Annotated in this window: 21 protein-coding genes; 11 read left to right on the top strand and 10 right to left on the bottom strand. The window is 61.7% G+C overall.

What is annotated here, in order from left to right:
- Positions 1 to 4: 4 nt before the first annotated feature.
- From WA157_RS04560 to WA157_RS04525, 8 genes are all read left to right on the top strand, one after another.
- On the top strand, positions 5 to 1102 hold the full coding sequence (locus WA157_RS04560) for a DnaJ C-terminal domain-containing protein (RefSeq protein WP_422619836.1): 1098 nt from the start codon (positions 5 to 7) through the stop codon (positions 1100 to 1102).
- A gap of 12 nt (positions 1103 to 1114) precedes the next feature.
- Positions 1115 to 2857: a DNA polymerase/3'-5' exonuclease PolX gene (gene polX / locus WA157_RS04555; protein ID WP_422619835.1), complete on the top strand. Its 1743-nt coding sequence runs from the start codon at positions 1115 to 1117 to the stop codon at positions 2855 to 2857.
- 113 nt (positions 2858 to 2970) lie between these two features.
- Positions 2971 to 3579, top strand: a complete 609-nt coding sequence (locus tag WA157_RS04550; RefSeq protein WP_422619834.1) for a nicotinamidase — start codon at positions 2971 to 2973, stop codon at positions 3577 to 3579.
- A complete protein-coding gene (locus WA157_RS04545; RefSeq protein WP_422619833.1) occupies positions 3576 to 4958 on the top strand; it encodes a nicotinate phosphoribosyltransferase in 1383 nt (460 codons plus the stop codon). The genes WA157_RS04550 and WA157_RS04545 overlap by 4 nt, the downstream gene beginning before the upstream one ends.
- 49 nt (positions 4959 to 5007) lie before the next feature.
- Entirely contained in the window at positions 5008 to 6222 is a 1215-nt protein-coding gene (locus WA157_RS04540) for a class I SAM-dependent methyltransferase (RefSeq protein ID WP_422619832.1), read from the top strand.
- Positions 6212 to 7567 carry an FAD-binding oxidoreductase gene (locus WA157_RS04535; protein ID WP_422619831.1) on the top strand — a complete coding sequence of 452 codons (1356 nt, stop codon included), beginning with the start codon at positions 6212 to 6214 and terminating at the stop codon, positions 7565 to 7567. Before WA157_RS04540 ends, WA157_RS04535 begins: the two co-directional genes overlap by 11 nt.
- A gap of 20 nt (positions 7568 to 7587) precedes the next feature.
- Positions 7588 to 8577 carry a hypothetical protein gene (locus tag WA157_RS04530; protein ID WP_422619830.1) on the top strand — a complete coding sequence of 330 codons (990 nt, stop codon included), beginning with the start codon at positions 7588 to 7590 and terminating at the stop codon, positions 8575 to 8577.
- A 155-nt stretch (positions 8578 to 8732) separates the two neighbouring features.
- Positions 8733 to 9233 carry a hypothetical protein gene (locus WA157_RS04525; RefSeq protein WP_422619829.1) on the top strand — a complete coding sequence of 167 codons (501 nt, stop codon included), beginning with the start codon at positions 8733 to 8735 and terminating at the stop codon, positions 9231 to 9233.
- Positions 9234 to 9332: 99 nt separating this feature from the next.
- Here WA157_RS04525 and priA read toward each other — a convergent pair whose 3' ends face one another.
- On the bottom strand, positions 9333 to 11534 hold the full coding sequence (gene priA, locus WA157_RS04520) for a replication restart helicase PriA (protein WP_422619828.1): 2202 nt from the start codon (positions 11532 to 11534) through the stop codon (positions 9333 to 9335).
- Between the two features lie 385 nt (positions 11535 to 11919).
- Positions 11920 to 13029 carry a uroporphyrinogen decarboxylase gene (gene hemE, locus WA157_RS04515; protein ID WP_422619827.1) on the bottom strand — a complete coding sequence of 370 codons (1110 nt, stop codon included), beginning with the start codon at positions 13027 to 13029 and terminating at the stop codon, positions 11920 to 11922.
- A gap of 175 nt (positions 13030 to 13204) precedes the next feature.
- Between hemE and ruvB the strand changes: the two genes are divergently transcribed.
- Positions 13205 to 14281: a Holliday junction branch migration DNA helicase RuvB gene (ruvB, locus tag WA157_RS04510; RefSeq protein ID WP_422619826.1), complete on the top strand. Its 1077-nt coding sequence runs from the start codon at positions 13205 to 13207 to the stop codon at positions 14279 to 14281.
- A gap of 54 nt (positions 14282 to 14335) precedes the next feature.
- Here ruvB and WA157_RS04505 read toward each other — a convergent pair whose 3' ends face one another.
- The 7 genes from WA157_RS04505 to WA157_RS04475 form a co-directional block, all read right to left on the bottom strand.
- Entirely contained in the window at positions 14336 to 14821 is a 486-nt protein-coding gene (locus tag WA157_RS04505; RefSeq protein WP_422619825.1) for a hypothetical protein, read from the bottom strand.
- Positions 14822 to 15044: 223 nt separating this feature from the next.
- A complete protein-coding gene (gene thrH / locus WA157_RS04500; protein ID WP_422619824.1) occupies positions 15045 to 15650 on the bottom strand; it encodes a bifunctional phosphoserine phosphatase/homoserine phosphotransferase ThrH in 606 nt (201 codons plus the stop codon).
- An 80-nt stretch (positions 15651 to 15730) separates the two neighbouring features.
- Positions 15731 to 16450, bottom strand: a complete 720-nt coding sequence (locus WA157_RS04495) for a lysoplasmalogenase (protein WP_422619823.1) — start codon at positions 16448 to 16450, stop codon at positions 15731 to 15733.
- A gap of 26 nt (positions 16451 to 16476) precedes the next feature.
- Positions 16477 to 17115, bottom strand: coding sequence for a histidine phosphatase family protein (locus WA157_RS04490; protein ID WP_422619822.1), 639 nt, complete (start codon positions 17113 to 17115; stop codon positions 16477 to 16479).
- A gap of 106 nt (positions 17116 to 17221) precedes the next feature.
- Positions 17222 to 18238 carry a tRNA 2-thiocytidine(32) synthetase TtcA gene (gene ttcA / locus WA157_RS04485; protein ID WP_422619821.1) on the bottom strand — a complete coding sequence of 339 codons (1017 nt, stop codon included), beginning with the start codon at positions 18236 to 18238 and terminating at the stop codon, positions 17222 to 17224.
- A gap of 20 nt (positions 18239 to 18258) precedes the next feature.
- The gene (locus tag WA157_RS04480; RefSeq protein ID WP_011463137.1) at positions 18259 to 18651 is read right to left on the bottom strand and encodes a dihydroneopterin aldolase; all 393 of its coding nucleotides are present in this window, start codon (positions 18649 to 18651) and stop codon (positions 18259 to 18261) included.
- Positions 18652 to 18683: 32 nt separating this feature from the next.
- Positions 18684 to 19478 (bottom strand): SDR family oxidoreductase, encoded by a 795-nt coding sequence (locus WA157_RS04475; RefSeq protein WP_422619820.1) that lies wholly within the window; start codon positions 19476 to 19478, stop codon positions 18684 to 18686.
- A gap of 21 nt (positions 19479 to 19499) precedes the next feature.
- Between WA157_RS04475 and WA157_RS04470 the strand changes: the two genes are divergently transcribed.
- On the top strand, positions 19500 to 20627 hold the full coding sequence (locus WA157_RS04470) for a class I SAM-dependent methyltransferase (protein ID WP_422619819.1): 1128 nt from the start codon (positions 19500 to 19502) through the stop codon (positions 20625 to 20627).
- Between the two features lie 36 nt (positions 20628 to 20663).
- Positions 20664 to 20858, top strand: coding sequence for a DUF2905 domain-containing protein (locus WA157_RS04465; RefSeq protein ID WP_422619818.1), 195 nt, complete (start codon positions 20664 to 20666; stop codon positions 20856 to 20858).
- A gap of 86 nt (positions 20859 to 20944) precedes the next feature.
- Here WA157_RS04465 and WA157_RS04460 read toward each other — a convergent pair whose 3' ends face one another.
- Entirely contained in the window at positions 20945 to 21583 is a 639-nt protein-coding gene (locus WA157_RS04460; protein WP_422619817.1) for an MlaC/ttg2D family ABC transporter substrate-binding protein, read from the bottom strand.
- Positions 21584 to 21595 lie beyond the last annotated feature (12 nt).

Here is a 21595-nt window from a genome sequence, read left to right as displayed (position 1 = left end):
TGCCGTGGCTGCGCAACGTGACTATTACGAGGTGCTGGGTGTTGCCCGAGACGCAGACGCGAAGGCAATCAAGGATGCTTTTCGCGACCTTGCCTTGAAATACCATCCGGACCGAAACAAGGAAGCCGGTGCCGAGGAACGGTTCAAGGAAATTGCCGAGGCCTATGCCATTTTGTCGGACCCAAAGAAGCGCGCCGACTACGATGCCCGCGGCTTTGCCGGCGTGGCCGGCTTCAGCCGGGAGGACTTGTTTGGCGGTATTGATTTTGAAGATATTTTTGGCGGCTTGAATTTTGGTTTCGGCGGGGGCAGCCCGTTTGAGAGCTTCTTTCGTCGCCGCCCTTCCGGGCCGGCGCGCGGTGCCGACATCGAAGTAGAAGTCACTGTGCCGCTGGAGCGGATTGTGAGCGGGGGCGAGGCGCAAGTGCGTCTCAAACGCCCGGTCACTTGCCCGGCCTGCCATGGCACGGGTGAGGCAGGCGGAGCTGCGCCGCCCAAATGCGAGGCTTGCCACGGCAGCGGGCGCATCACCCATAGCCGGCGCGACGACAAGGAGCAAGTTCTCATCCAGCAAATCACGACTTGCACCGCCTGCGGGGGCCAGGGCTTCACCCATGTGCATCCCTGCCCCCAATGCGACGGGCGTGGCGAAGTAGAGCAGGAAGAGTCGTTGACGGTGAAGATTCCCATCGGTGCCGAGGAAGGCTTGGGCCTGCGCATTCCCGGCAAAGGCATGCCAAGTCCCGATACCGGTGGTGTCGCCGGTGATCTGTTCGCGGTCGTGCGGACTCAACCCGATCCGCGTTTCGAGCGCGTGGGCACCGACCTGCTGCGCCAGACAACCATCTCCGTGACAGACGCCGTTCTGGGTACGAACCTGACGGTGCCAACGCTGACGGGCTCTGTCAGCGTGGTGGTGCCGCCCGGCACCCAGCCCGATGCGGTGTTGCGCCTGAAACAACAAGGCCTGCCCGCCTTCGGCGAGGGCCCGCGTGGCAACATGTTCTTGCGCATCAAGGTGCAAGTGCCGCAGCAGCTGAGCACCCCGGAGCGCGACTTGTATGAAAAATTGCGTGCGCTTGCGACCGGCTCAAAACCTTGATCGGTGAGCGTCATGCCAATTACCAATGCCGACGTGGTTGCTGTTTTCTCGGAGATCGCCGATCTGCTGGAAATCGAAGGCGCCAATCCATTTCGCGTGCGCGCCTACCGCAATGCCGCGCGCATGCTGGGCGAGTTGGGCCGCAGTGTCAGAACCATGGTCGACCGCCCCGCGGAACTCGACGCGCTGCCCGGCATTGGGCCTGACCTTGCTGGCAAGATTGTCGAGGTTGTCACCACCGGTAGCTGCGCGCTGCTGGAGCGACTGCGCAAGGAACTGCCCCCGGTGATTGCCGAGTTGCTGAAAATTCCGGGGCTGGGCCCGAAGCGCGTGCGCACGCTGCACCAGGAGCTTGGCGTTGAGACGCTGGCACAGTTACGCCAGGCGGCCGAGCAAGGGCGCATCCAGTTGGTCCATGGTTTTGGCGCGAAGAGTGAGCGGCAAATTCTGGAGGCCACCGGCCGCCTGTTGCAGCAAGAGCGCCGCTACAAGTGGGCCGATATGGAGCCGGTGGCGCAGGCGCTGCTGGCCGATCTGCACGCCACGCCAGGCGTGCACAAGGCGGTTGCGGCCGGCAGCCTGCGCCGGGGGCGCGACACGGTAGGCGACCTCGATTTGCTCGTGACGGCCGAGAACCCTGGCACTGTCATGGATCGGCTGACAGCACATGAAGATGTACAGCGCGTGTTGGAACAAGGCGTGACGCGCAGCAGCGTCGTGCTCAAGAGCGGCGTGCAGGTGGACCTGCGCGCCGTGGCCCCGGCGAGTTTCGGTGCGGCGTGGCTTTACTTCACGGGGTCGAAGGCACACAACATTGCGCTGCGCAAACTGGCACAGGACAAAGACCTCAAACTCAACGAATATGGCTTGTATCGCGGCAAGCAGCGCATTGCAGGCGACACCGAAACTGCGGTGTACAAGGCCTTGGGCCTCCCTTTTATCGAACCGGAACTGCGCGAGGACCGTGGCGAGATAGAAGCGGCACGCAACGGCGCCCTGCCCCGGCTGCTGCAGCTCTCTGATCTGCGTGGCGACTTGCATGCCCACACCAAAGACAGCGATGGTCACGACCCTATAAAGGCCATGGCCGAGGCCGCCCGCGCGCACCGTCTGCAGTACCTGGCGATCACGGACCATTCGAAGCGTCTGGCCTTGGTGCACGGCCTGGACGCCGACGGGCTCTCGCGGCAAATCGACCGCATCGATGAGATCAATGCCGGTCTGCGTGACTTCGTCCTGCTCAAAGGCGTGGAAGTTGACATCCTGGAAGATGGCACGCTCGACCTGCCTGATGCGATTCTGGGCCGCCTTGACCTCGTGGTGGGCGCTGTGCACAGTGGCTTCGGGTTGACGCGCGAGAAGCAGACTGATCGGCTGCTGCGGGCCATGGACCACCGCTGTTTCAGCATTCTGGCGCATCCGAGCGGGCGACTGATTAACGAACGGCCACCCTGTGACATCGACCTGCCGCGCGTGATCCGCAAGGCGCGCGAACGCGGCTGCTTTCTGGAACTCAATGCGCATCCGGCCCGGCTCGACCTGAGCGATGCCGCCTGCCGGATGGCCAAGAGTGAGGGCGTGCTCGTCAGCATCAACTCGGATGCGCACAGTCATCTGCAATTTGACAATCTGCGCTTCGGGGTCAGTCAGGCAAGGCGCGGCTGGCTGGAAACCGGCGATGTGCTCAACACCCGGACGCTGGGTCAGTTGCGCTCCCTATTGGCTGCCACCATGACTCGCGGCGTGGGCCAGTGACCGTGCTCTACGCTGACAATTCTCAATACACCGTTCCCGTGCGTCGAATATTCTTTTCGCAGGGTAGTGGTGACGCTACAAAGTGGATCGTATTACTTTGAATTGGGGGCATCATGTCGAGTCATACGCACCCCATTTCACTGCAAACCGGTGATGCACTGCTGATCGTTGACGTTCAGTCCGATTTCCTCGCCGGCGGCAGTCTGGCGGTGCCCCGGGGCGATGAGGTGATCGCTGTGCTCAATGGCTATCTGGCCGCATTCCAGCAGGCAGGACTGCCGGTGCTGGCCACGCGCGACTGGCACCCGAGCGATCATTGTTCCTTCCTGCCGCAAGGCGGGCCCTGGCCACCGCATTGCGTGGCAGGCAGTGCGGGAGCCAGCCTTGCGCCAGGGCTCAAGCTGCCGGCTGATGTCATCGTGATCTCCAAGGCCACCGACCGGAACCGTGATGCCTATTCAGGATTCGAAGGCACCGAACTCGACCGTTTGTTGCGCGAAGCCGGGGTCAGGCGTCTCTTCATTGGCGGTCTGGCGACTGACTATTGCGTGCTCAATACGGTGGGTGACGCCTTGAAACTGGGCTATCAAACGGTGTTGCTGCAAGACGCGGTCCGCGCGGTGGATGTTCATCCGGGTGATGGCGCGCGTGCTATGGGCCAAATGCTGGAAAAAGGCGCCATGGCCGTGACCTTGAAACAAATCAGGGTGCTATCAACATGACGGAGCGCACCAGTCTCCTGCTCACCGATCTCTATCAGCTGACGATGCTGCAGGCCTACTTTGACCAAAACATGGCCGACACCGCAGTGTTCGAATTCTTCGTGCGCAAGCTGCCGCCCGGGCGCAACTTCCTGATGGCGGCGGGGCTGGAACAGGTACTCGATTTTCTGGAGGACCTGCACTTCACCCCCGCGGAGCTGGATTGGCTGGCAGGGTGCGGGCGCTTCCACCGCCGCTTCGTCGACTCGCTGCGCGACCTGCGCTTCACGGGCGAGGTGCAGGCGATGCCGGAGGGCACTGTTTTCTTTGCTGACGAGCCAATTCTGCGCGTGGTCGCACCACTGCCCCAGGCTCAATTGGTTGAGACCAGGATCATCAACCTGCTGCAGTTTCAGACGATGGTGGCCTCCAAGGCGGCGCGTGTGCGCTTGGGGGCAGTGGACAAATTGCTGGTGGACTTTGGCCTGCGTCGTGCGCACGGTGCCGAGGCGGGCTTGCTGTCAGCCCGCGCCAGCTATCTGGCCGGCTTTGACGGCACATCCACCGTGCTGGCAGGCATGAACTGGGGCATTCCCCTTTACGGCACCATGGCTCACTCATTCATCCAGGTCCATGACGGGGAAGTTGATGCGTTCGAGCATTTCGCCCGCTCGTACCCAAAGGCGTGCACCCTGCTGATCAACACCTTTGACACCGAGGCGGCCGCACGGCGCCTGGTGCCTTTGGCCAAAAAGCTGGCGGGTGAGGGCATCACCATTCAAGCGGTTCGGCTGGACAGTGGTGACCTGGCGGCGCATGCGCGCCAGGTGCGGCGCATTCTGGATGAAGGTGGTCTGCCCGGCATCAGCATTTTTGCCAGCGGCAACCTGGATGAATACAGGCTGGCCGAACTCGTCGCGGCCGGCGCGCCGATCAACGGCTTTGGCGTGGGCACCCGCATGAACACCTCGGCTGACCAACCTTATCTGGACTGCGCCTACAAGCTGCAGGAATACGCCGGGCTGGCCCGGCGCAAACAGTCTGAAGGTAAAGCCACCTGGCCCGGGCGCAAGCAGGTGTACCGCAGCTACGGCGCTGACGGCCTCATGACGGGCGACGTGCTGACCACGACTGACGATGTCGCGCCGGGCGAGCCGCTGCTGGTGCCGGTGATGCGGCAAGGACGGCGGTTGGCGAACATGCCCGTGCTCAATGCGGTGCGCGAACACGCCTACGCCGAATTGGCCAGACTTCCTGTCCATTTGCGTGCATTGACACCGGCCACAGCACCTTACTGCGTGACCCTGGCGCCGCCGCTCAGGCAACTGGCCGAAGAGGTGGACAAGCGGATACAAGCCGATTTGATTATGCGCAAGTCTCGCTGCCAGCAAACAGCTTAAATCAAGTTCGCTGGCATCAGGGCCTGCGCACCCAACCGGAGAACCCCGCGTGCTTTTTTCCATGCAGAACATCGTCGACGCGATGCAGACCCGAACCGGGATGTCGTTTGCGATCGGGCTGCCCGATGGCAGCCGCTACCGCGCCGGCCCGGGCGAGCCGGCGTTCACGATGCTGTTCCGCTCCGACGCCGCGTTGCTGCAGGCCTTCACACGCGGGCAAATCGGTCTGCTGGAGTCTTATTTCGACCAGAGCGTCGACGTCGAAGGCGATTTCGGCGCGGCGCTGGCGGCCGGCCTGCTCAGTGGCCTGGATCTGCACGGCAAGGCCTTGATCACCATGGAGAACGGCCTGCATGAGCTGCGCTATTCCAACCACAGCCCGGCGCAGGCCAAGGCCAATGCCCGTGCTCACTATGGCTTGGGAGATGCGTTTTATCGCCTCTGGCTCGACGAGCCACTGATGATGTACACCTGCGGCTACTGGTCTGAGGGCACGCAGACGCTGGAGCAGGCGCAACAGCGCAAGATCGACCATGTCTGCCGCAAGATCCGGCTCGCGCGCAGCGAGCGTTTTGTCGACATCGGCTGCGGCTTTGGCGGCTTCATGTTCCGGGCGTGGGAAACGCTGGGCGCGATCGGCACCGGGATCAACACCACAACCGAACAGGTTGACTGGTTGCGCAACGAAATCACGCGCCGTGGCCTGGACGACAAGCTCAGTGTCCACGAGGCCGACTTCCGCACGGCCGATACCCAGTATGACAAGGTGGTGTCGATCGGCGTGCTCGAACATGCCGGGCGTGACCAATTGGCCGCGGTGATCCAGGCACACGCCGACTTCTTGAAGCCCGGCGGGCTGGGCCTGCTGCATTTCATTGGCCATGTCGGACCGCGCGAGACCGACCTCTTCATCCGCAAGCACGTCTTTCCCGGCGGCTGGATTCCCGGCTTGTCCGAGGTGATCGTCGAGATGGAGCGCTGCGGGCTCGAGGTGCTTGACATTGAAAACCTGCGCCGCCACTACGCCTTGACACTGGACGAGTGGGCCCGGCGTTTTGAGGCGCAATGGGAGACGATCCGGGCACTTGACCCGCAGCGTTTTGATGAACGCTTTTACCGGGTCTGGCGGACCTACCTGATAGGGTGCGCCGAAATGTTCCGCTCGCCGGGGGGTTACACCCATTTGTTCCAGATTGTCTTCAGCAAGGGCAACGTCACGCCGGCCAGCTTCCCGATGAGCCGGGCGTACTTGTATGACGCCTGAAGCCTTGGCCCATGCCCGGCGCCGGGCCGAACTGCTTGCCACCATGCAATCCGGCACAGCGGGCAGCGGGGCGCCGCTCGGTCTTGGAAAACGCAGCTCCAACCTGTTTCGGGACCGCCACGAGGGCGCCAAGCGCCGACTGGACCTGAGCGCCTTCTGCCACGTGCTTGACATCGACACGGCAGGCGGCTGGGTCGATGTCGAGGGATTGACGAGCTACGAGGAACTGGTCGCGCAAACCCTGCGCCGCGGTCTCATGCCGGCGGTGGTGCCGCAGCTCAAGACCATCACCGTGGGCGGTGCGGCCGCCGGCGTCGGCATCGAGGCCACCTCGCATCAACACGGTCTGGTCCACGACACCCTGCTGGAACTCGACGTGTTGCTGCCCAACGGCGAGGTGTTGCACTGCACGCCCGACAACGAGCACCGCGACCTGTTCTTCGGTTTTCCCAACTCCTACGGCACACTGGGCTATGCGCTGCGCCTGCGCTTGCGCACCTTGCCGGTCAAGCCGTACGTCAAGGTGGAACATTTGCAGTCTGATGCGCCGGGCGCATTTTTCAGCAACCTCGCCGCGCACTGCCAGGGCACTGCTGACTTTGTCGATGGCGTGGTGTTCGGGCCGCAGCAGCAGGTGATCAACCGGGCCTGCTTCGTTGATGCCGCACCCTGGCTCAGTGACTACCGCTTCGAGCACATCTACTACCGTTCACTACTGGACAAGCCAGTCGATTACCTGACGGTGCAGGACTATATCTGGCGCTGGGACACCGACTGGTTCTGGTGCTCGAAGAACCTGTATGCGCAGCAGCCGCTGGTGCGGCGACTGCTTGGCAGGGCCAGGCTCAATTCTCGTTTCTATACCCGCGTCATGCGCTGGAACGCCCGCTGGGGCCTGACGCGCCGGCTGGCCCGCTGGCGCGGGCGTTTTACCGAATCCGTCATCCAGGACGTCGATATTCCGATGGCTGCCGCGCCCGATTTCCTCGCCTTTCTGTTGCGCGAGATCGGCATCCTGCCGATCTGGATCTGCCCCGTGCGTGGGCCTGCTCCCGATGCAAGATTCACCCTGTTTCCCCTGGCACCCGACAGCCTCTATGCGAACTTCGGATTCTGGGACGTGGTCGAAACTGCGCGCGCCTACGAGCCGGGCCACTTCAACCGGCTGGTGGAGCGCGAAGTGATGCGGCTGGGCGGCATCAAGTCGCTCTACTCGGACAGCTACTTCACACCGCAAGAGTTTGCGCAAGCCTATGGCCTGTCGCACTATCAGGCGCTCAAGGCCAGGTACGACCCGACCGGGCGCATGCTGGGCTTGTACGAGAAATGCGTGCTGCGCGCGTGAGTCAAATGGGGCGCCGGGCGATGCACATCGACGTATGCAATGGCGACGCCGACGGCCTGTGTGCCGTGGTGCAGTGGCGCTTGCACGAGCCGCAGCCGGCCCAATTGATCACCGGGCTGAAACGCGACATTGAACTGCTGGAGCGTGTCCAGGCCGGGCCGGGCGACAGACTGCTGGTGTGCGACCTGTCCATGCGGCGCAACCGGCCAGCGCTGATGCGCTTGCTGGAAGCCGGCGTATCGGTGCGCTACTTCGACCATCACAAGGTGGACGACATTCCGGTGCATCCGCTGCTGCAGGCGCATATCGATGTTGCCAGCAACACGTGCACAAGTCTGCTGATGGACCACTGTCTCGGTGGCCGGTTCCGGGCCTGGGCCGTGGTGGGTGCTTTTGGGGACAATCTGACCGGCGTGGCCGAAGATCTGGCCGTGGCGCTGGGCTTGTCTTTTGAGGACCGCAGGCGTCTGCAATCCTTGGGCGAGTCGATCAACTACAACGCTTATGGCGACAGCGAGCAAGATGTTTACATCACACCGGCGCATCTGTATGAACGACTGGTTCGCTACGCCGACCCCTTGCTTTTTCTTGAACATGAGCGCATTGGCCAAGAGCTTGCCGCCCGGCGGCAAAGTGATTTGCGACAGGCACAAGCCATGCAACCCTATTTTCAGGACGCGCATGTCAGCGTCTACCTTCTGCCGGACGCCCCATGGAGCCGGCGTGTGTCAGGCAGCTTCAGCAACGTGCTCGCGACAGCGCATCCGCAACATGCTCATGCCCTGCTGACGGCCACGGCCTCGGGTGACTTCATCGTCAGCGTGCGCGCGCCCATGTCTGCCCCGGCCGGGGCGGCGGAGTTTTGTCGCGGTTTCGGCGGCGATGGACGGGCCGGGGCGGCGGGCATCAACCAGCTGCCAGCGCACCAGTTGGAAAGCTTCATCAAGGCGTTTTCAGCCAACCGGTGGGGAAACCTGCCGGGTGCGCCTGGCCAAACTGGCACCGTGTAATCAAGTCCAGGGCCTGTTTGCTTCTTCAAATGTTCAGAATATTTGAAAATAAATGAAATTTTTCAGAAATAACCCTAAATAACCCCCTAAATCTGCCGTTAAGAAGTTACGAATACGGAGGAAAGCCCCAGACCTGATCTGCCGCCCCACAAAAAATGCAACTGCCGCCCCTTGAACGAACCCCCAATCTTCGGCCCATTGGCGCTGAAGCGTTGTCCATGGCGGCGGCCAGAGTCATACCGGTGGCGCCCGTCAATCCTTCAGCCCATGCGGCCATCACACCGGCAGAGCCGACACCCAGTGTGGTCAACCTGGTGAATCAGGCCAACAAGCCCAGCACCGGCGAGGCGGTTTACACCAGCGTGTCTGATCCGGCGCGGCGCGGCTCCGAAGCCGCCACGTCTGAAAAAGACTGGACCATTCACCGGCCAGCGCCTGAAAAAGTCGAAGACCCGCCGCCGGTGCCCATTTCCCAACTGTTGATGGACCATATCAAGTCGCTATGGCTTGCCAGTGCCAGCGCGGTCCAGGTGCAGCAGCAGGTCAAGAATCAGTTCGACACCTCTCTACCCAACCGGAACGCCACACCGGGCACGCTGTCGAGCGAGGTGCTCACCTACTCGCCCAGCAAAATCAACAAGACTGACCATATCTAGCGTTCAGCCGGGTGTCAGTCAGGATGCAAGAGCGGGCTTGCAGTTCTTTGATGCTACTATTTATGTAGCTAATTAAGCATACAACACGCGGGCTACAGCTCAAATAGCCAAAGGATCCACGTCAATGGCCCAGCGCAGCAAGCCGCGTCCCGCGGGCTGTTTGCGGGTCGCGTGCAGCACCGCCTGCCAGGCCGCCAAAAAGCGTTGCAGCGCGGCGCGTGACGGGCTCTCGATCAGCATTTGCGCCCGCTCCACATTGGCCACGCGCTGGATGCTCATGGGCACCGCCGGGTACAGGGTCAAGTGCGCCAGCAACTGGTCGGCTTGTTCCATCTGGGTGGCGGCAGCACTGGCCGCGCTCAAAAAACCTTGCGCCACCTCTTGCGTGCGCGCCTCGGCCCGCACCAGCGCCTGAAAACTGAACGGGGGCATACCGGCCTGCTCGCGCTCTTTCAGTTGCTCGGCGGCGAAGGCCGGGTAATCGTGGCGTTTCAGGGACTCAAACAGCGGATGTTGCGGGTGGAAGGTCTGCACCCACATCTCGCTTTGGCCGCTGATGTCGGCGTCCCGCCCGGCGCGGCCGGCGGCTTGCATCAGCAGGCTGAACAAGCGCTCCGGCGCCCGGAAGTCACTCGAAAACAGCGCATTATCGGGGTTGATGGCGGCCACCAGCGTGATGCGGCGAAAGTCGTGCCCTTTGGCAATCATCTGCGTGCCGACCAGCACGTCCACCTCACCCGAATGCACCCGGGCCAGCTGCGCCTGGAGCTCACCTTTCAGTTTGGTGCTGTCGGCATCGATGCGCACGATGCGCACCGGTTCGCCCTCGGGCCATTGATCTGACACCGAGTTGGGGCGACGCACGTCCAACAGCAGCTCGGCCAGGTGCTCTTCCAGCCGCTCGGTGCCGCGGCCCATCGGCGCAATGTCGGGGTTGCCGCAAGCGGGACAGGCACGAGGCACGCGCTCGGCGTACCCACAGTGGTGGCAGCGCAGGGTGCGGTCGATTTTGTGAAAGACCCGGTAGGCGCTGCAATGCGGGCATTCGCTTTTCCAGTCGCAGTCGGCGCAGTGCAGCACCGGGGCGTAGCCGCGCCGGTTCAAGAACACCATGCTTTGTTCGCCGCGTGCAATGCGCTCCACGATGGCGGCAAGCAGAGGTGGCGAAAACACGCAATGCTTGGGCTGATGATTCATGTCCACCCGGCGCACCACGGGCAGGCCAGCGTTGGCGGCGGTCGCATCGTTCACCAACCGTGTTGTGTCGCCTTGCGCGGTGGGCAGCGCGGTGATGCTGCCGATGCGACTGGGCATGACCAGGCGCAGGTAGCGCCCGCCTTCTGCTGCCGGACGGCTGTGGTGCCAGCTCTCCAGCGACGGTGTCGCCGAGCCCAGCATGACCTTGGCACCGTCGAGTCGGCCCCGGTACACCGCCAGATCGCGCGCCGAGTAGCGGGCGCCCTCCCCGCTCTTGTAGCTGGGGTCGTGCTCCTCGTCCACGATGATCAGCTTGAGTTTGGGCAGCGAGGCAAAGATGGCCATGCGTGTGCCCAGCACGATGCGGGCGGCACCGCTGTGGGCCGCGAGCCAGCTCTTCAAGCGCTGCGCCGGCGTCATGCCGCTGTGCATGGACACCACGGCGCTGTCACCATAAATGGGAGCAAACCGCGCCATGAAACGCGCCTCCAACTGCGGCGTGAGGTTGATCTCGGGCACCATCACCATCGCCTGGGCATCGGGCTCGCGCGCGAGCAACTGCTCGACGCACTGCAAATAGACTTCGGTTTTGCCGCTGCCGGTGGCGCCGAACAACAAAAACGGCCCTGAATTTATATTAAATTGGGCTATAGCCCCCGTCTGCTCTGGACTAAGCGCTACCAATTCAGAAGCATCAGCCAGGGCAGGCTCACCCACTGCCCCCGCCTTGGCGTGACGTTTGAGGCGACGGCCCCACTGCTGGGTGCTCAGGTCGCGCAATTGTGGCGGCAAGGCTGCCAGCGCCACCTCGCCCACGGAGCGCTGGTAATAATGGGCCGCAAAGGTCACCAGCTGGCGCCAACTGGCGCTCAGCGGCGCAATGCCCTCCAGGGCACTGCTGATGGGACGCAGTTTCTGCGGATCAAAGCTGGCCGCTGGGGGATCAAGTGGCGCGTCCCACACCACGCCCAACAGCTCACGCTGGCCCAGTGGCACACGCACCAGGCTGCCGACGGTAAGTGGCAGCTCACTGACATAGCTCAGCGTCCCGGCGACGGCACTGTGGACTGGCGTGTGAACCAGAACTGCAAGCTGATGGCTCATGCCAGCGCCCGACTTTGGGCATTTTGTTGATGTGAACTTGCGAAAGCTGGCTTAAACCCTTGATTCATAAGCGATTTGATGATCATCCAGAATTTCTGTGGATAACTTTGTTGATAGTTTGCCTGGATTGCCCTCAAACCCTTGCAGATCAAGGCTTTGTTTAAATTGCTTACAAAATTAGCAAAAATTAATATCGTTATAAATCAATCACTTGTGATCGCTATTTGTTTAATAGCAAATTGCTTGTGATCAGGGCAGTAGCTCTTTACAAAGACAAATTTTTGTGCATAAGTTAAATCGCAACATCCCCCATTCGGATCAAAAAGTGCTAGGCGTTCAGGTCAAAATGATGAAAAGGCCTGGCACCGGCCGGTTCAAGGCGACCTCAGGCCCGCATCTTGCGCGAGTGCTCATGCACCGCCTGTACCAGCGCCGCCACATGCTCCGGCGGTGTGTGCTGGCTGATGCCATGTCCCAGGTTGAAAATATGCGTCGGACCGGTTCCTTCACCAGCATAGGGCGTACCAAAACTGTCGAGCACTTTGGTCGCTTCGGCGGCAATTTGGGCCGGCGAGGCAAACAGCACGTTGGGGTCCATGTTGCCTTGCAAGGCCTTGCTGTCGCCCACAATGGCACGCGCCTTGGCCAGATTGACGGTCCAGTCCAGGCCCAGCACGTCGCAGTCAAGTAGCCCCATTTCCTTCAGCCACATGCCGCCGCCTTTGGTAAAGACGATGCGCGGAATACGCGCCCCGTTGTGTTCACGCTTGAGCTGCGCCAGCACCCGGGCCGTGTAGGCCAGGCTGAACTCCTGGAACGCGCCGTCGGCCAGCACACCGCCCCAGCTGTCAAAAATCATCACGGCCTGGGCGCCCGCTTCGATCTGCGCATTGAGGTACTGCGCCACCGAGTCGGCGTTGATTTGCAAAATCCTGTGCATCAGGTCAGGGCGGCTGTAGAGCATGGTCTTGACCAAGCGGTAGTCGTCCGAGCCGGCACCCTCCACCATGTAGCAGCCCAGCGTCCAGGGGCTGCCTGAAAAACCGATCAACGGCACTTTGCCGTTGAGGGCCTTGCGAATCGAGGTGACGGCGTCAAACACATAACGCAGTTTGTCCATGTCGGGCACGGCCAGCTTGGCAACGGCGGCCTCGTCCTGTACCGGATGGGCAAATTTGGGGCCTTCGCCCAAGGCAAACGACAGGCCCAAGCCCATGGCGTCGGGCACGGTGAGGATGTCGCTGAACAAGATGGCAGCATCAATCGGAAAGCGCTCGACCGGCTGCAGCGTGACTTCGGTGGCGTAGTCGGTGTTGGTGGCCAGACCCATAAAGCTGCCCGCTTTGGCGCGCGTGGCCCGGTATTCCGGCAAAAACCGCCCGGCCTGGCGCATCATCCAGATGGGCGTGTAGTCAGTGGCCTGGCGCAGGCAGGCGCGCAGGAAGGTGTCGTTTTTCAGAGGCGCAAAAGCGCTGGAGTTGGTTGAAGTATTCATGGCGCAATTGTCGCCGTTCTTTGGGCGGCCCACGCCAGCCAGGCAGCATCGTGCCAGCCGCCCAGGGACCGCCTGCACCGGGCGCGCGTGGTGAGGGAAAATTCACCCCTCCGGTGCACGTTTGCGAGCCCCGCTGCGCGCTATAGTCAAGCTCCCTTTAGCACCCCCGCCTGCCGTGAGCATTCAAACCGACGACTTTGCCGCCCCGCCGCCCAAACGCATCCTGTCGGGCGCGCCCGCCTCTCCCAACGAGGAGGCGGTGGAGCGCGCCTTGCGGCCCAAGCTGCTCGATGAGTATGTCGGGCAGGCCAAGGTGCGCGAGCAGCTTGAAATATTTATCAGTGCCGCCAGGATGCGCGACGAGGCGCTCGACCATGTGCTGTTGTTTGGCCCCCCCGGCCTGGGCAAAACAACGCTAAGCCACATCATTGCGCACGAACTCGGCGTCAACTTGCGCCAAACCAGCGGCCCGGTGCTGGAAAAACCGAAGGATCTGGCGGCGCTGCTGACCAATCTGGAAAAAAATGATGTGCTGTTCATCGACGAGATTCACCGCCTGAGCCCGGTGGTGGAAGAAATCTTGTACCCCGCGCTGGAAGACTACAAGATCGACATCATGATCGGCGAAGGCCCGGCGGCGCGCTCGATCAAGCTCGACTTGCAGCCCTTCACCCTGATCGGCGCCACCACCCGCGCCGGCATGCTGACCAACCCGCTGCGTGACCGTTTTGGCATTGTGGCGCGGCTGGAGTTCTACTCCCCCGAAGAACTGGCGAGCATTGTCAGGCGCAGTGCCGGCCTGCTGAAGGTGCCGACCGATGAAAAGGGAGGCTTTGAGATTGCCCGGCGTTCCCGTGGCACGCCGCGCATTGCCAACCGCCTGCTGCGCCGGGTGCGCGATTACGCCGATGTGAAAGGTGCGGGCGAGATCACGCTCGACATTGCCCACCGCGCCCTGGTCATGCTCGACGTTGACCCGCAAGGCTTTGACCTGATGGACCGCAAGCTGCTGGAAGCGGTGATCCACCGCTTTGACGGCGGCCCGGTGGGCCTGGACAACATTGCCGCCAGCATTGGCGAAGAGCGAGAAACGATTGAAGACGTGATTGAGCCCTACCTGATCCAGCAAGGTTACCTGCAGCGCACGCCGCGCGGGCGTATTGCCACGCTGGCGGCATACAAACACCTGGGCGTTACGCCGCCTGCTGCGCAAAACGGTGGCGATATGTTTGGCGCCATGCGGCCAGAGTAGGCAAAATAAGTAACAGCTTGGACCTGCATCAGGTCAAGCGATGCGGCGCGTGCGTCATGACTCCCAGTCGTCCCGATCACGCACCAGACGATGGAGTTTTGCGCGCTGCATCAGTTCGGTCACCAGCAGTCCTGAAGTCACCGAACTGGCGATCACCGGCCACGCCTTGATCTTCTCGGCCAAGGCATCGACAGATTCGACGCTCACCTGCTGGACATAATCGACCAGGTCGATGACGTGGTCGATGCGCACCTTCGGCACATCCGCCAGTCGAACCTGCAAGTCACGCCAGCCACTGCGAAACACGCTTTCCGCAAAAACACCATGGGCCACGGTGACGCGAGCGAGCGCACCCAAGGGGCTCAACAAATGCTCCAGCAAGGGGACTTGCTCGGCCGTTGGGGCGCACTCGTAGAGTTGGCCGACCAGGCGCGAAATCTGAGTGTCCGACGCCGAACCGCCCGGTTCAGCCGAAGCAATAATGGGGGCGGCCACGGGCAGCCAATCGGCTTGGGCCGATCCTGTTTGAACGGTCTGCATGATGTTTTGTCGCTCTCATGTTGATTGGCCCGCCCCGTGGGTGCGTCCAAACCAATCCTGCTGCCAACTCTACGGGGTTTGCTGGCTTGCGCCTACATGGTGCGCTTGACTGTTCATGTAGGGAGCTGGAGACAATTCGAAGCAAACAGTTGCCATGGATGAATTGCCCATACTGACAGCATGGCCGCCAGTATGGGCCAAGAACGGGAAGCGATTGAAGCGCTTAGCGCCTGGCTGCCTTGTCGATCTCAGAACGCAGTTCGGTGTAATTGAGCGTGACCGGAAACTGGGGGAACTCGTCGATCACGTTTTGCGGTGGGTGGAACAGGATGCCGGCGTTGGCCGCGGCCAGCATCGCGGTGTCGTTGTAGGAGTCCCCGGCCGCAATCACCTTGAATTGCAGCTCCCGAAAGCGCTGCACCGCTTCTTTCTTCTGGTTCGGCATGCGCAGGTGGTAGTTCACCAAAAAACCATCAGCGTCCGCCTCCAGCTTGTGGCAGAACAGCACTGGCATGTTCAGTTGCGCCATCAGAGGCATTGCAAATTCGTAAAAAGTATCGGACAGGATGATGACCTGGTAGTCGCGCCGCAGCGCGTCCAGAAAGTCACGCGCACCGGCCATCGGCCCCATATCCGAAATCACCTTTTGAATATCGGGCAGACCCAGCTTGTGGGTCTTGAGCAAGTCGAGCCGATATTTCATCAGCTTGTCGTAGTCGGGTTCGTCGCGGGTGGTGCGCGAGAGCGCCGGGATGCCGGTGCGACTGGCAAACTCGATCCAGATTTCGGGAACGAGAACACCTTCAAGGTCAAGACAAACGAGCTGCACTGAAATTCTCCAAAAGTTGGCGCCCCAAACAAGACACTGCCTGGGCGCTGAAGTCGCTGAATACGTTGACGCGGGCTATGTCAGGCAAGTGTAGCGGGAGCCGCCGGAACAACTGGACCAACCGGCCGGGCGTTGTGCACGATCAGAATCTGCGCCGTGTAGTAGCTCGCCAGCACCCACAAAGACACCAGCGGCAGCGGCTGCACAAAGCGGTTGACGGCGATCAGCGCGTCGCTGAGCATGAAGACGCAAGCACCCAAGCCCACGGCCTTGGCGCCTGCATCACGCACCGTCGCCGCACGGCCGATGGCCTGCGCCACCATCAGTGCAATCACGCTGACGTAGGCCGCCACGGCGACTTGCAGCACCGGATCAGCCAGAGCGCCCCAGACCCAGGCGTACATGGCGGCACCGATACCCAGCGTGCCAGCCAAGGCGCGGCGGCTGGGAAACCAGGGCACACCCTGACGGAACAAGGCGATGTAGAAAAGATGAGCCACCAGAAAGGAGGCCAGACCCGGGATGAAGTAATTGCCGGGCAACATCAGAAACACATCGCCCGCCAGCGAGGCCGCCAGCGCGGCCATAAGATAGACATCAAATCGGGCTCCAGCCCCCGTCGAATAGGAACGAGCAGCTACCAAAGTAATAGCTACCAGCATCGTCAGCGGTTTGAAGACAAAGTGCAGCGTTGTCAGGTCCAGCACGCGGGTCGCAGTCGAAAGAGCTGCCACCAAGATCAGCAGCAACACCAGCCGAGGGCTACGGCCGGCCATGGAGGTGTGGGAACGCCGGCTCATGGCAGTGGGGCCGCAGCTCGGCGCCCTCAGGCGCTCGTCTCATCGAGCGCATCGTCGTCCAGATGGCGCGTGTCGGACCAGCCCACCAGCGTGAAGCCACCCGGCGTCCACAGCAGGCGGTTGATGGCGGCGTTGCCCAGGTCCCAGGTGCGCGGCGCCTGCAACTCTTGCCCGGTGGCGGCGCGGTACAGCACGTCCATCACACCGCCGTGCGCGACCAGCACAATCTGCTCCCCCACGTGGCGCGCCGCCAATTCGGAGGCGGTGCGCGTGATGCGTTCGCGCAAGTCGGTCAGCGACTCGCCTCCTTCGGGCGCCCACAGCGGATCGCGCTGGCGCCAGCGCAGCGCCTGCTCGGGCCAGACGGCTTCAAGCTCGGCAAAGGTCTTGCCCTCAAACACGCCAAAACCGCGTTCGGACAAGCCGGCGTGGGTCTGCAACGTGCGGCCGGTGGCACTGGAAATGGCGCGTGCGGTGTCATGGGCGCGCCGCAGATGACTGGAATAAATGGCACTGATGGGCTCACGCGCCAGGGCCTTGGCCAGGCGGTGGACTTGCCAGCGGCCTTTGGCGTTGAGTTCGATGTCGAGCTGCCCCTGGATGCGGGTATCGACATTCCAGGCGGTTTCGCCGTGGCGAATGGCAATGATGCGGGTGGCGTGCATGGTGTTTTGAGCGATTGGAGTGCGTTTATGGGGATGACTACGTGCTATCATTAAAATAGCATAATACGCATGTTACATAAGGGCTAGAGGCTGATTTCTTATGAATTCAGCAAAGCGAACCCAGCACCTGCATACCAGCCAGTTTGGCCATCGGGAACGTTTCTTCATCGAACACCCGGTCACCATCGGCATCCGGCACGCCGGTGATTTTGAGGCCCTTGAAGTCGTAGCGCGTGGCGTCCATCAGGTGCGAGGGCACCACGTTTTGCAGCGCGGTGAACATGGTCTCGGTGCGCCCAGGGTACTGTTTTTCCCAGTCCCGCAGCATCTGGCCAATCAGCTGGCGCTGCAGGTTTTCCTGGCTGCCGCACAAGCTGCACGGGATGATCGGGAACTGGCGGTGCGCGGCCCAGCGCGTCAGGTCTTTTTCGGCCACATTGGCCAGCGGACGGATCACGATGTGGCCGCCGTCGTCGCTCACCAGTTTGGGCGGCATGCCCTTGAGTTTGCCACCGAAGAACATGTTCAAAAAGAAGGTTTGCAGCATGTCGTCGCGGTGGTGACCGAGCGCAATTTTGGTGATTTTGAGCTCGTCAGCCACCCGGTACAAAATGCCCCGGCGCAGGCGGCTGCACAGGCTGCACATGGTTTTGCCCTCGGGGATGACTTTTTTGACGATGCTGTAGGTGTCCTGGGTTTCAATGTGAAACTCGATGCCGAGTTTGGCCAGGTACTCGGGCAGGATGTGCGCCGGAAAGCCGGGCTGTTTCTGGTCCAGGTTGACGGCCACGATCTCAAAGTTGATCGGCGCGCGCTGCTGCATTTTGAGCAAGATGTCCAGCAGTCCGTAGCTGTCTTTACCGCCCGAGACGCAGACCATCACGCGGTCGCCCTCTTCAATCATGTTGAAGTCCATGATGGCCTGGCCGACCTGGCGGCACAGGCGCTTTTCAAGCTTGTGGGTTTCACGCTCGATTTTGGGTTCGCGCGCTGCCGGGGCACTCGCCGTCGCGGCAGCAAAAGCTTGCAGGTCAGACTTCAGCCTGACCAGTTGGCTTGCAACGCGAGCTTGCGGGCTCAAATCTTCGGCTTGCGTATCGTTGTCTGTCCAGACTGCGTTCATCATCTTGTTCCTATTAGGTCTTACGACCACTGTCCGGTTTCCATGCGAATCGCCACTTCACAGTCGTCAAAAATCTCCAGCTTGGCAATCTTCACCCGCACGCCCAGCACGCCGGGCAGTTGCATCAGGCGGTTGGCCAGCTTGCCAATCAGGGTTTCGAGCAGGTTGACGTGCTCGGCGGTGCATTCGTCAATGATGATTTTGCGCACCTTGCGGTAGTCCAGCACATGGGTGATCTCGTCATCATGGGGCAGCAGCGGCTGCGCGCCCAGGCTCAGTTCGGCATCGACCTGAATCGGCTGTGGCGCTGTTCTTTCAGCTTCCAGAATGCCCAGGTTGGCATCAAAACGCAAGCCGGTGAGGGTCAGGGTCTGCTGACCCAGGCTGTGGCCGCTGGTGGGGGAATTCATCATTTTGGGGGTGAGAGAGTTGGCCGTGCCGAGGGTCACAGCATGGAAAAATCGCGTTCGAATTTCATCAGGTGCTGGCCGCCATCCACCAGCAGCGTGGTGCCGGTGATGGACTGGTTGTCGATGGCAAATTTGACCGTCGCCGCCACATCTGCCGCCGTCGACGAGCGGCCCAGCGGCGAGAGCTGGTGCAGCGCTTCAAACTTGTCGTGGTTCAGCAAGTGGCTGGTCAGCGTCAGGCCCGGTGCCACGCCGACCACACGCAGGTGTGGCGCCAGCGCCAGCGCCAGCATGGTGTTGGCCGCCTCCAGTGCGGCTTTGGACAGTGTGTAGCTGAAAAAATCCGGGTTCTGGTTCCACAACTTCTGGTCCAGCAGGTTGACCACCACGCCCAGCGGGTGGCGGGCCTGCGCGCTGGCCGGGCCGTCGCGCCCCACCACGTGGGCGTGCAGCGCCTGGCTCAGAATGATGGCGGCCCCGGCATTGCTGCGCATGTGCTTGTCCATCGCCGCAAAGCTGAAACTGGCGGCGCTGTCATGCTCGAATGTGGAGGCGCTGTTGACGATGGCGTCAACCCGGCCGAACTGGGCAATCACCTGCGGCAGCAAATGACGCACCGCTGCCTCGTTCGTCAAATTTGCACGAAACAAGGCGCTAGCCCCCGCCAAATCTGCGCAGTCAGCTACTGTTTTTCTAGCATCTTCAAGCGAGTCCCGATAATGCACCGCCACCTGCCAGCCGTCTTTGGCCAGCGCGAGCGCGATTTCACGCCCCAGGCGTTTGGCAGCGCCGGTAACCAGGACCGTGCGGGTTGAAGAGGGGGCAGACATTCGGGGACAATTCAGCGTGTTATGACAATACCCTACAGTTTAACGAGCGCCCTCGGCGCCCACATTGGCCAAACCATCGCTCACCACGGCGGCTGGATTGGCTTTGATGAATTCATGGCCCTGGCGCTGTACACGCCGGGTCTGGGCTATTACGCCAACGACAGCGCCAAATTTGGCGCCCTGCCCTATGCCAGACAAGCGGGCGTGACCGTGGCGGGCAGCGACTTCGTCACCGCGCCCGAGATGACGCCGCTGTTTGGCCAGACCCTGGCGGCCCAGGTGGCGCAGGCCTTGCAGGTGACGCAGACGCACGAGGTGTGGGAGTTTGGCGCGGGCTCGGGTGCGCTGGCCTTGCAGGTGCTGGAGACACTGGCAACGCAGGGGCAAGCTTTGACGCGCTACAGCATTGTTGATTTGTCCGGCAGCCTGCGCGAGCGCCAGCAAGCCACGCTGGAAAAATTCGGCGACACCGTGCAATGGGTGAATGAACTGCCCGACACCCTGCAAGGCGTGGTGATCGGCAATGAAGTGCTGGATGCCATGCCGGTCAAGTTGCTGGCCCGGGTCAAGGGCGCCTGGTACGAGCGCGGCGTGGCACTCGGTGCGGCTTCAGAATTGATCTGGCAGGATCGCCCGACCGAGTTACGCCCGCCGCTGGCCATTGACGGCGAGCATGACTACCTGACCGAAATCCATCCCCAGGGCGAGTCGTTCATCCGAACGCTGGCCGACAAGCTGAGCGCCGGCGCGGCTTTTTTCATCGACTATGGCTTTCCCGAGCACGAGTACTACCATGCGCAGCGCCACATGGGCACCGTGATGTGCCACCGCAGCCACCAGTCCGATACCGACCCGCTGGCCGACGTGGGCCTGAAAGACATCACCGCGCATGTCAATTTCACCGGCATGGCGCTGGCCTGCCAGATGGAGGATTGGGGCGTGCTGGGCTATTGCACGCAGGCGCGGTTCTTGATCAACTGCGGTCTGGTCGCCCGGATGGAAGACGCCACTTTGCAGGAACGGGTGCGGGCGCAAAAGCTGATCATGGAGCATGAGATGGGCGAGCTGTTCAAGGTCATCGGTTTTTACAAAGGCGAGCCGTGGCAGGCCTTGGGCTTTTCCGAAGGTGACCGCACGCACACGCTGTAGCGCGTGTGCCGCCACCCGCCTGCTTCACGGACCCTCATGTTGCGCTGGCTCGTCGTCGTTTTTCTCGCCCTGCTGTTGCTCAACGGGCTCATGCCCTGGCTACAGAAACTGGGCTTTGGCAAACTCCCCGGCGACTTCTCGTTCCGGCTGTTCGGTCGTGACTGGTTCATTCCGCTGAGCACGACGATTGTGCTCAGTCTGCTGGCCACCTGGGTGTCAAAGATCCTTTAGAACCGACCACGAGCTGGGCCTGCATCGTGCCCATGGCTGACAGTGACTTGTTGAATCAACTGCTTCCACAGGCGAACCGGTTGGCGTCAACCCTTTTTCGCATTGGACTTGTTGCGATCTGCCAGGGTAGCGATCAAGCCATCAACACCCTTGGCGTTAATTTCTTGCGCGAACTGGCTGCGGTAGGTTTCCACCAGCCAGACACCCATGATGTTCAGGTTGTAAATTTTCCAGCTACTTCCATCTCCGGGGGTTTTCTCCAGCCTGTAGTCCAACTGAATCGGGTCACCACGACCTTTGACTTCGGTACGAACTACCAGTTCCTTCTCATCCGGGGCCGCACGCAAGGGCTTCACGGCAATGGTCACATCATCGATCTGGGACAAAGCACCGGCATACGTGCGTACCAACAAGATCTTGAACTCTTCCTGCAACCGCTTTTGCTGTTCGGGCGTCATTTGCCGCCAGGTCGGCCCCGCGGCGGAAGAGGTCATGCGTTTGAAGTTCACGTTGGGCATGAGCTTGGCGTCCACCAACGCGATGATGGCGGGCACATTGCCAACCCGACTTGCAGGGTCGGTCTTGATGCTGTTGAGCATCTCCGAGGACAGGTGCTTGATGAAGGCATCTGCAGTCTGATCCTGGGCACGCACCGGCACCGCCAGCAGATTGCTTGTTGCCAGGGCGAAAACTGCGAACAGACGAATCAATAACTGACGACGCACGATGTAACTTTC

It is taken from the genome of Rhodoferax ferrireducens (genome assembly GCF_049302455.1).
Lineage (GTDB): Bacteria > Pseudomonadota > Gammaproteobacteria > Burkholderiales > Burkholderiaceae_C > Rhodoferax > Rhodoferax ferrireducens_B.
Note: the sequence above shows the minus strand (reverse complement) of the source record. Positions and strands in the feature narration are given on the sequence as shown.

Excerpts from the sequence above, each read along its gene's own strand:
- polX (WP_422619835.1), top strand. The coding sequence starts at position 1,115 with ATGCCAATTACCAATGCCGACGTGGTTGCTGTTTTCTCGGAGATCGCC.
- WA157_RS04550 (WP_422619834.1), top strand. The coding sequence starts at position 2,971 with ATGTCGAGTCATACGCACCCCATTTCACTGCAAACCGGTGATGCACTG.
- WA157_RS04545 (WP_422619833.1), top strand. The coding sequence starts at position 3,576 with ATGACGGAGCGCACCAGTCTCCTGCTCACCGATCTCTATCAGCTGACG.
- WA157_RS04535 (WP_422619831.1), top strand. The coding sequence starts at position 6,212 with ATGACGCCTGAAGCCTTGGCCCATGCCCGGCGCCGGGCCGAACTGCTT.
- WA157_RS04530 (WP_422619830.1), top strand. The coding sequence starts at position 7,588 with ATGCACATCGACGTATGCAATGGCGACGCCGACGGCCTGTGTGCCGTG.
- WA157_RS04525 (WP_422619829.1), top strand. The coding sequence starts at position 8,733 with ATGCAACTGCCGCCCCTTGAACGAACCCCCAATCTTCGGCCCATTGGC.
- priA (WP_422619828.1), bottom strand. The coding sequence starts at position 11,534 with ATGAGCCATCAGCTTGCAGTTCTGGTTCACACGCCAGTCCACAGTGCC.
- hemE (WP_422619827.1), bottom strand. The coding sequence starts at position 13,029 with ATGAATACTTCAACCAACTCCAGCGCTTTTGCGCCTCTGAAAAACGAC.
- WA157_RS04505 (WP_422619825.1), bottom strand. The coding sequence starts at position 14,821 with ATGCAGACCGTTCAAACAGGATCGGCCCAAGCCGATTGGCTGCCCGTG.
- WA157_RS04495 (WP_422619823.1), bottom strand. The coding sequence starts at position 16,450 with ATGAGCCGGCGTTCCCACACCTCCATGGCCGGCCGTAGCCCTCGGCTG.
- WA157_RS04490 (WP_422619822.1), bottom strand. The coding sequence starts at position 17,115 with ATGCACGCCACCCGCATCATTGCCATTCGCCACGGCGAAACCGCCTGG.
- ttcA (WP_422619821.1), bottom strand. The coding sequence starts at position 18,238 with ATGAACGCAGTCTGGACAGACAACGATACGCAAGCCGAAGATTTGAGC.
- WA157_RS04480 (WP_011463137.1), bottom strand. The coding sequence starts at position 18,651 with ATGATGAATTCCCCCACCAGCGGCCACAGCCTGGGTCAGCAGACCCTG.
- WA157_RS04475 (WP_422619820.1), bottom strand. The coding sequence starts at position 19,478 with ATGTCTGCCCCCTCTTCAACCCGCACGGTCCTGGTTACCGGCGCTGCC.
- WA157_RS04470 (WP_422619819.1), top strand. The coding sequence starts at position 19,500 with ATGACAATACCCTACAGTTTAACGAGCGCCCTCGGCGCCCACATTGGC.
- WA157_RS04465 (WP_422619818.1), top strand. The coding sequence starts at position 20,664 with ATGTTGCGCTGGCTCGTCGTCGTTTTTCTCGCCCTGCTGTTGCTCAAC.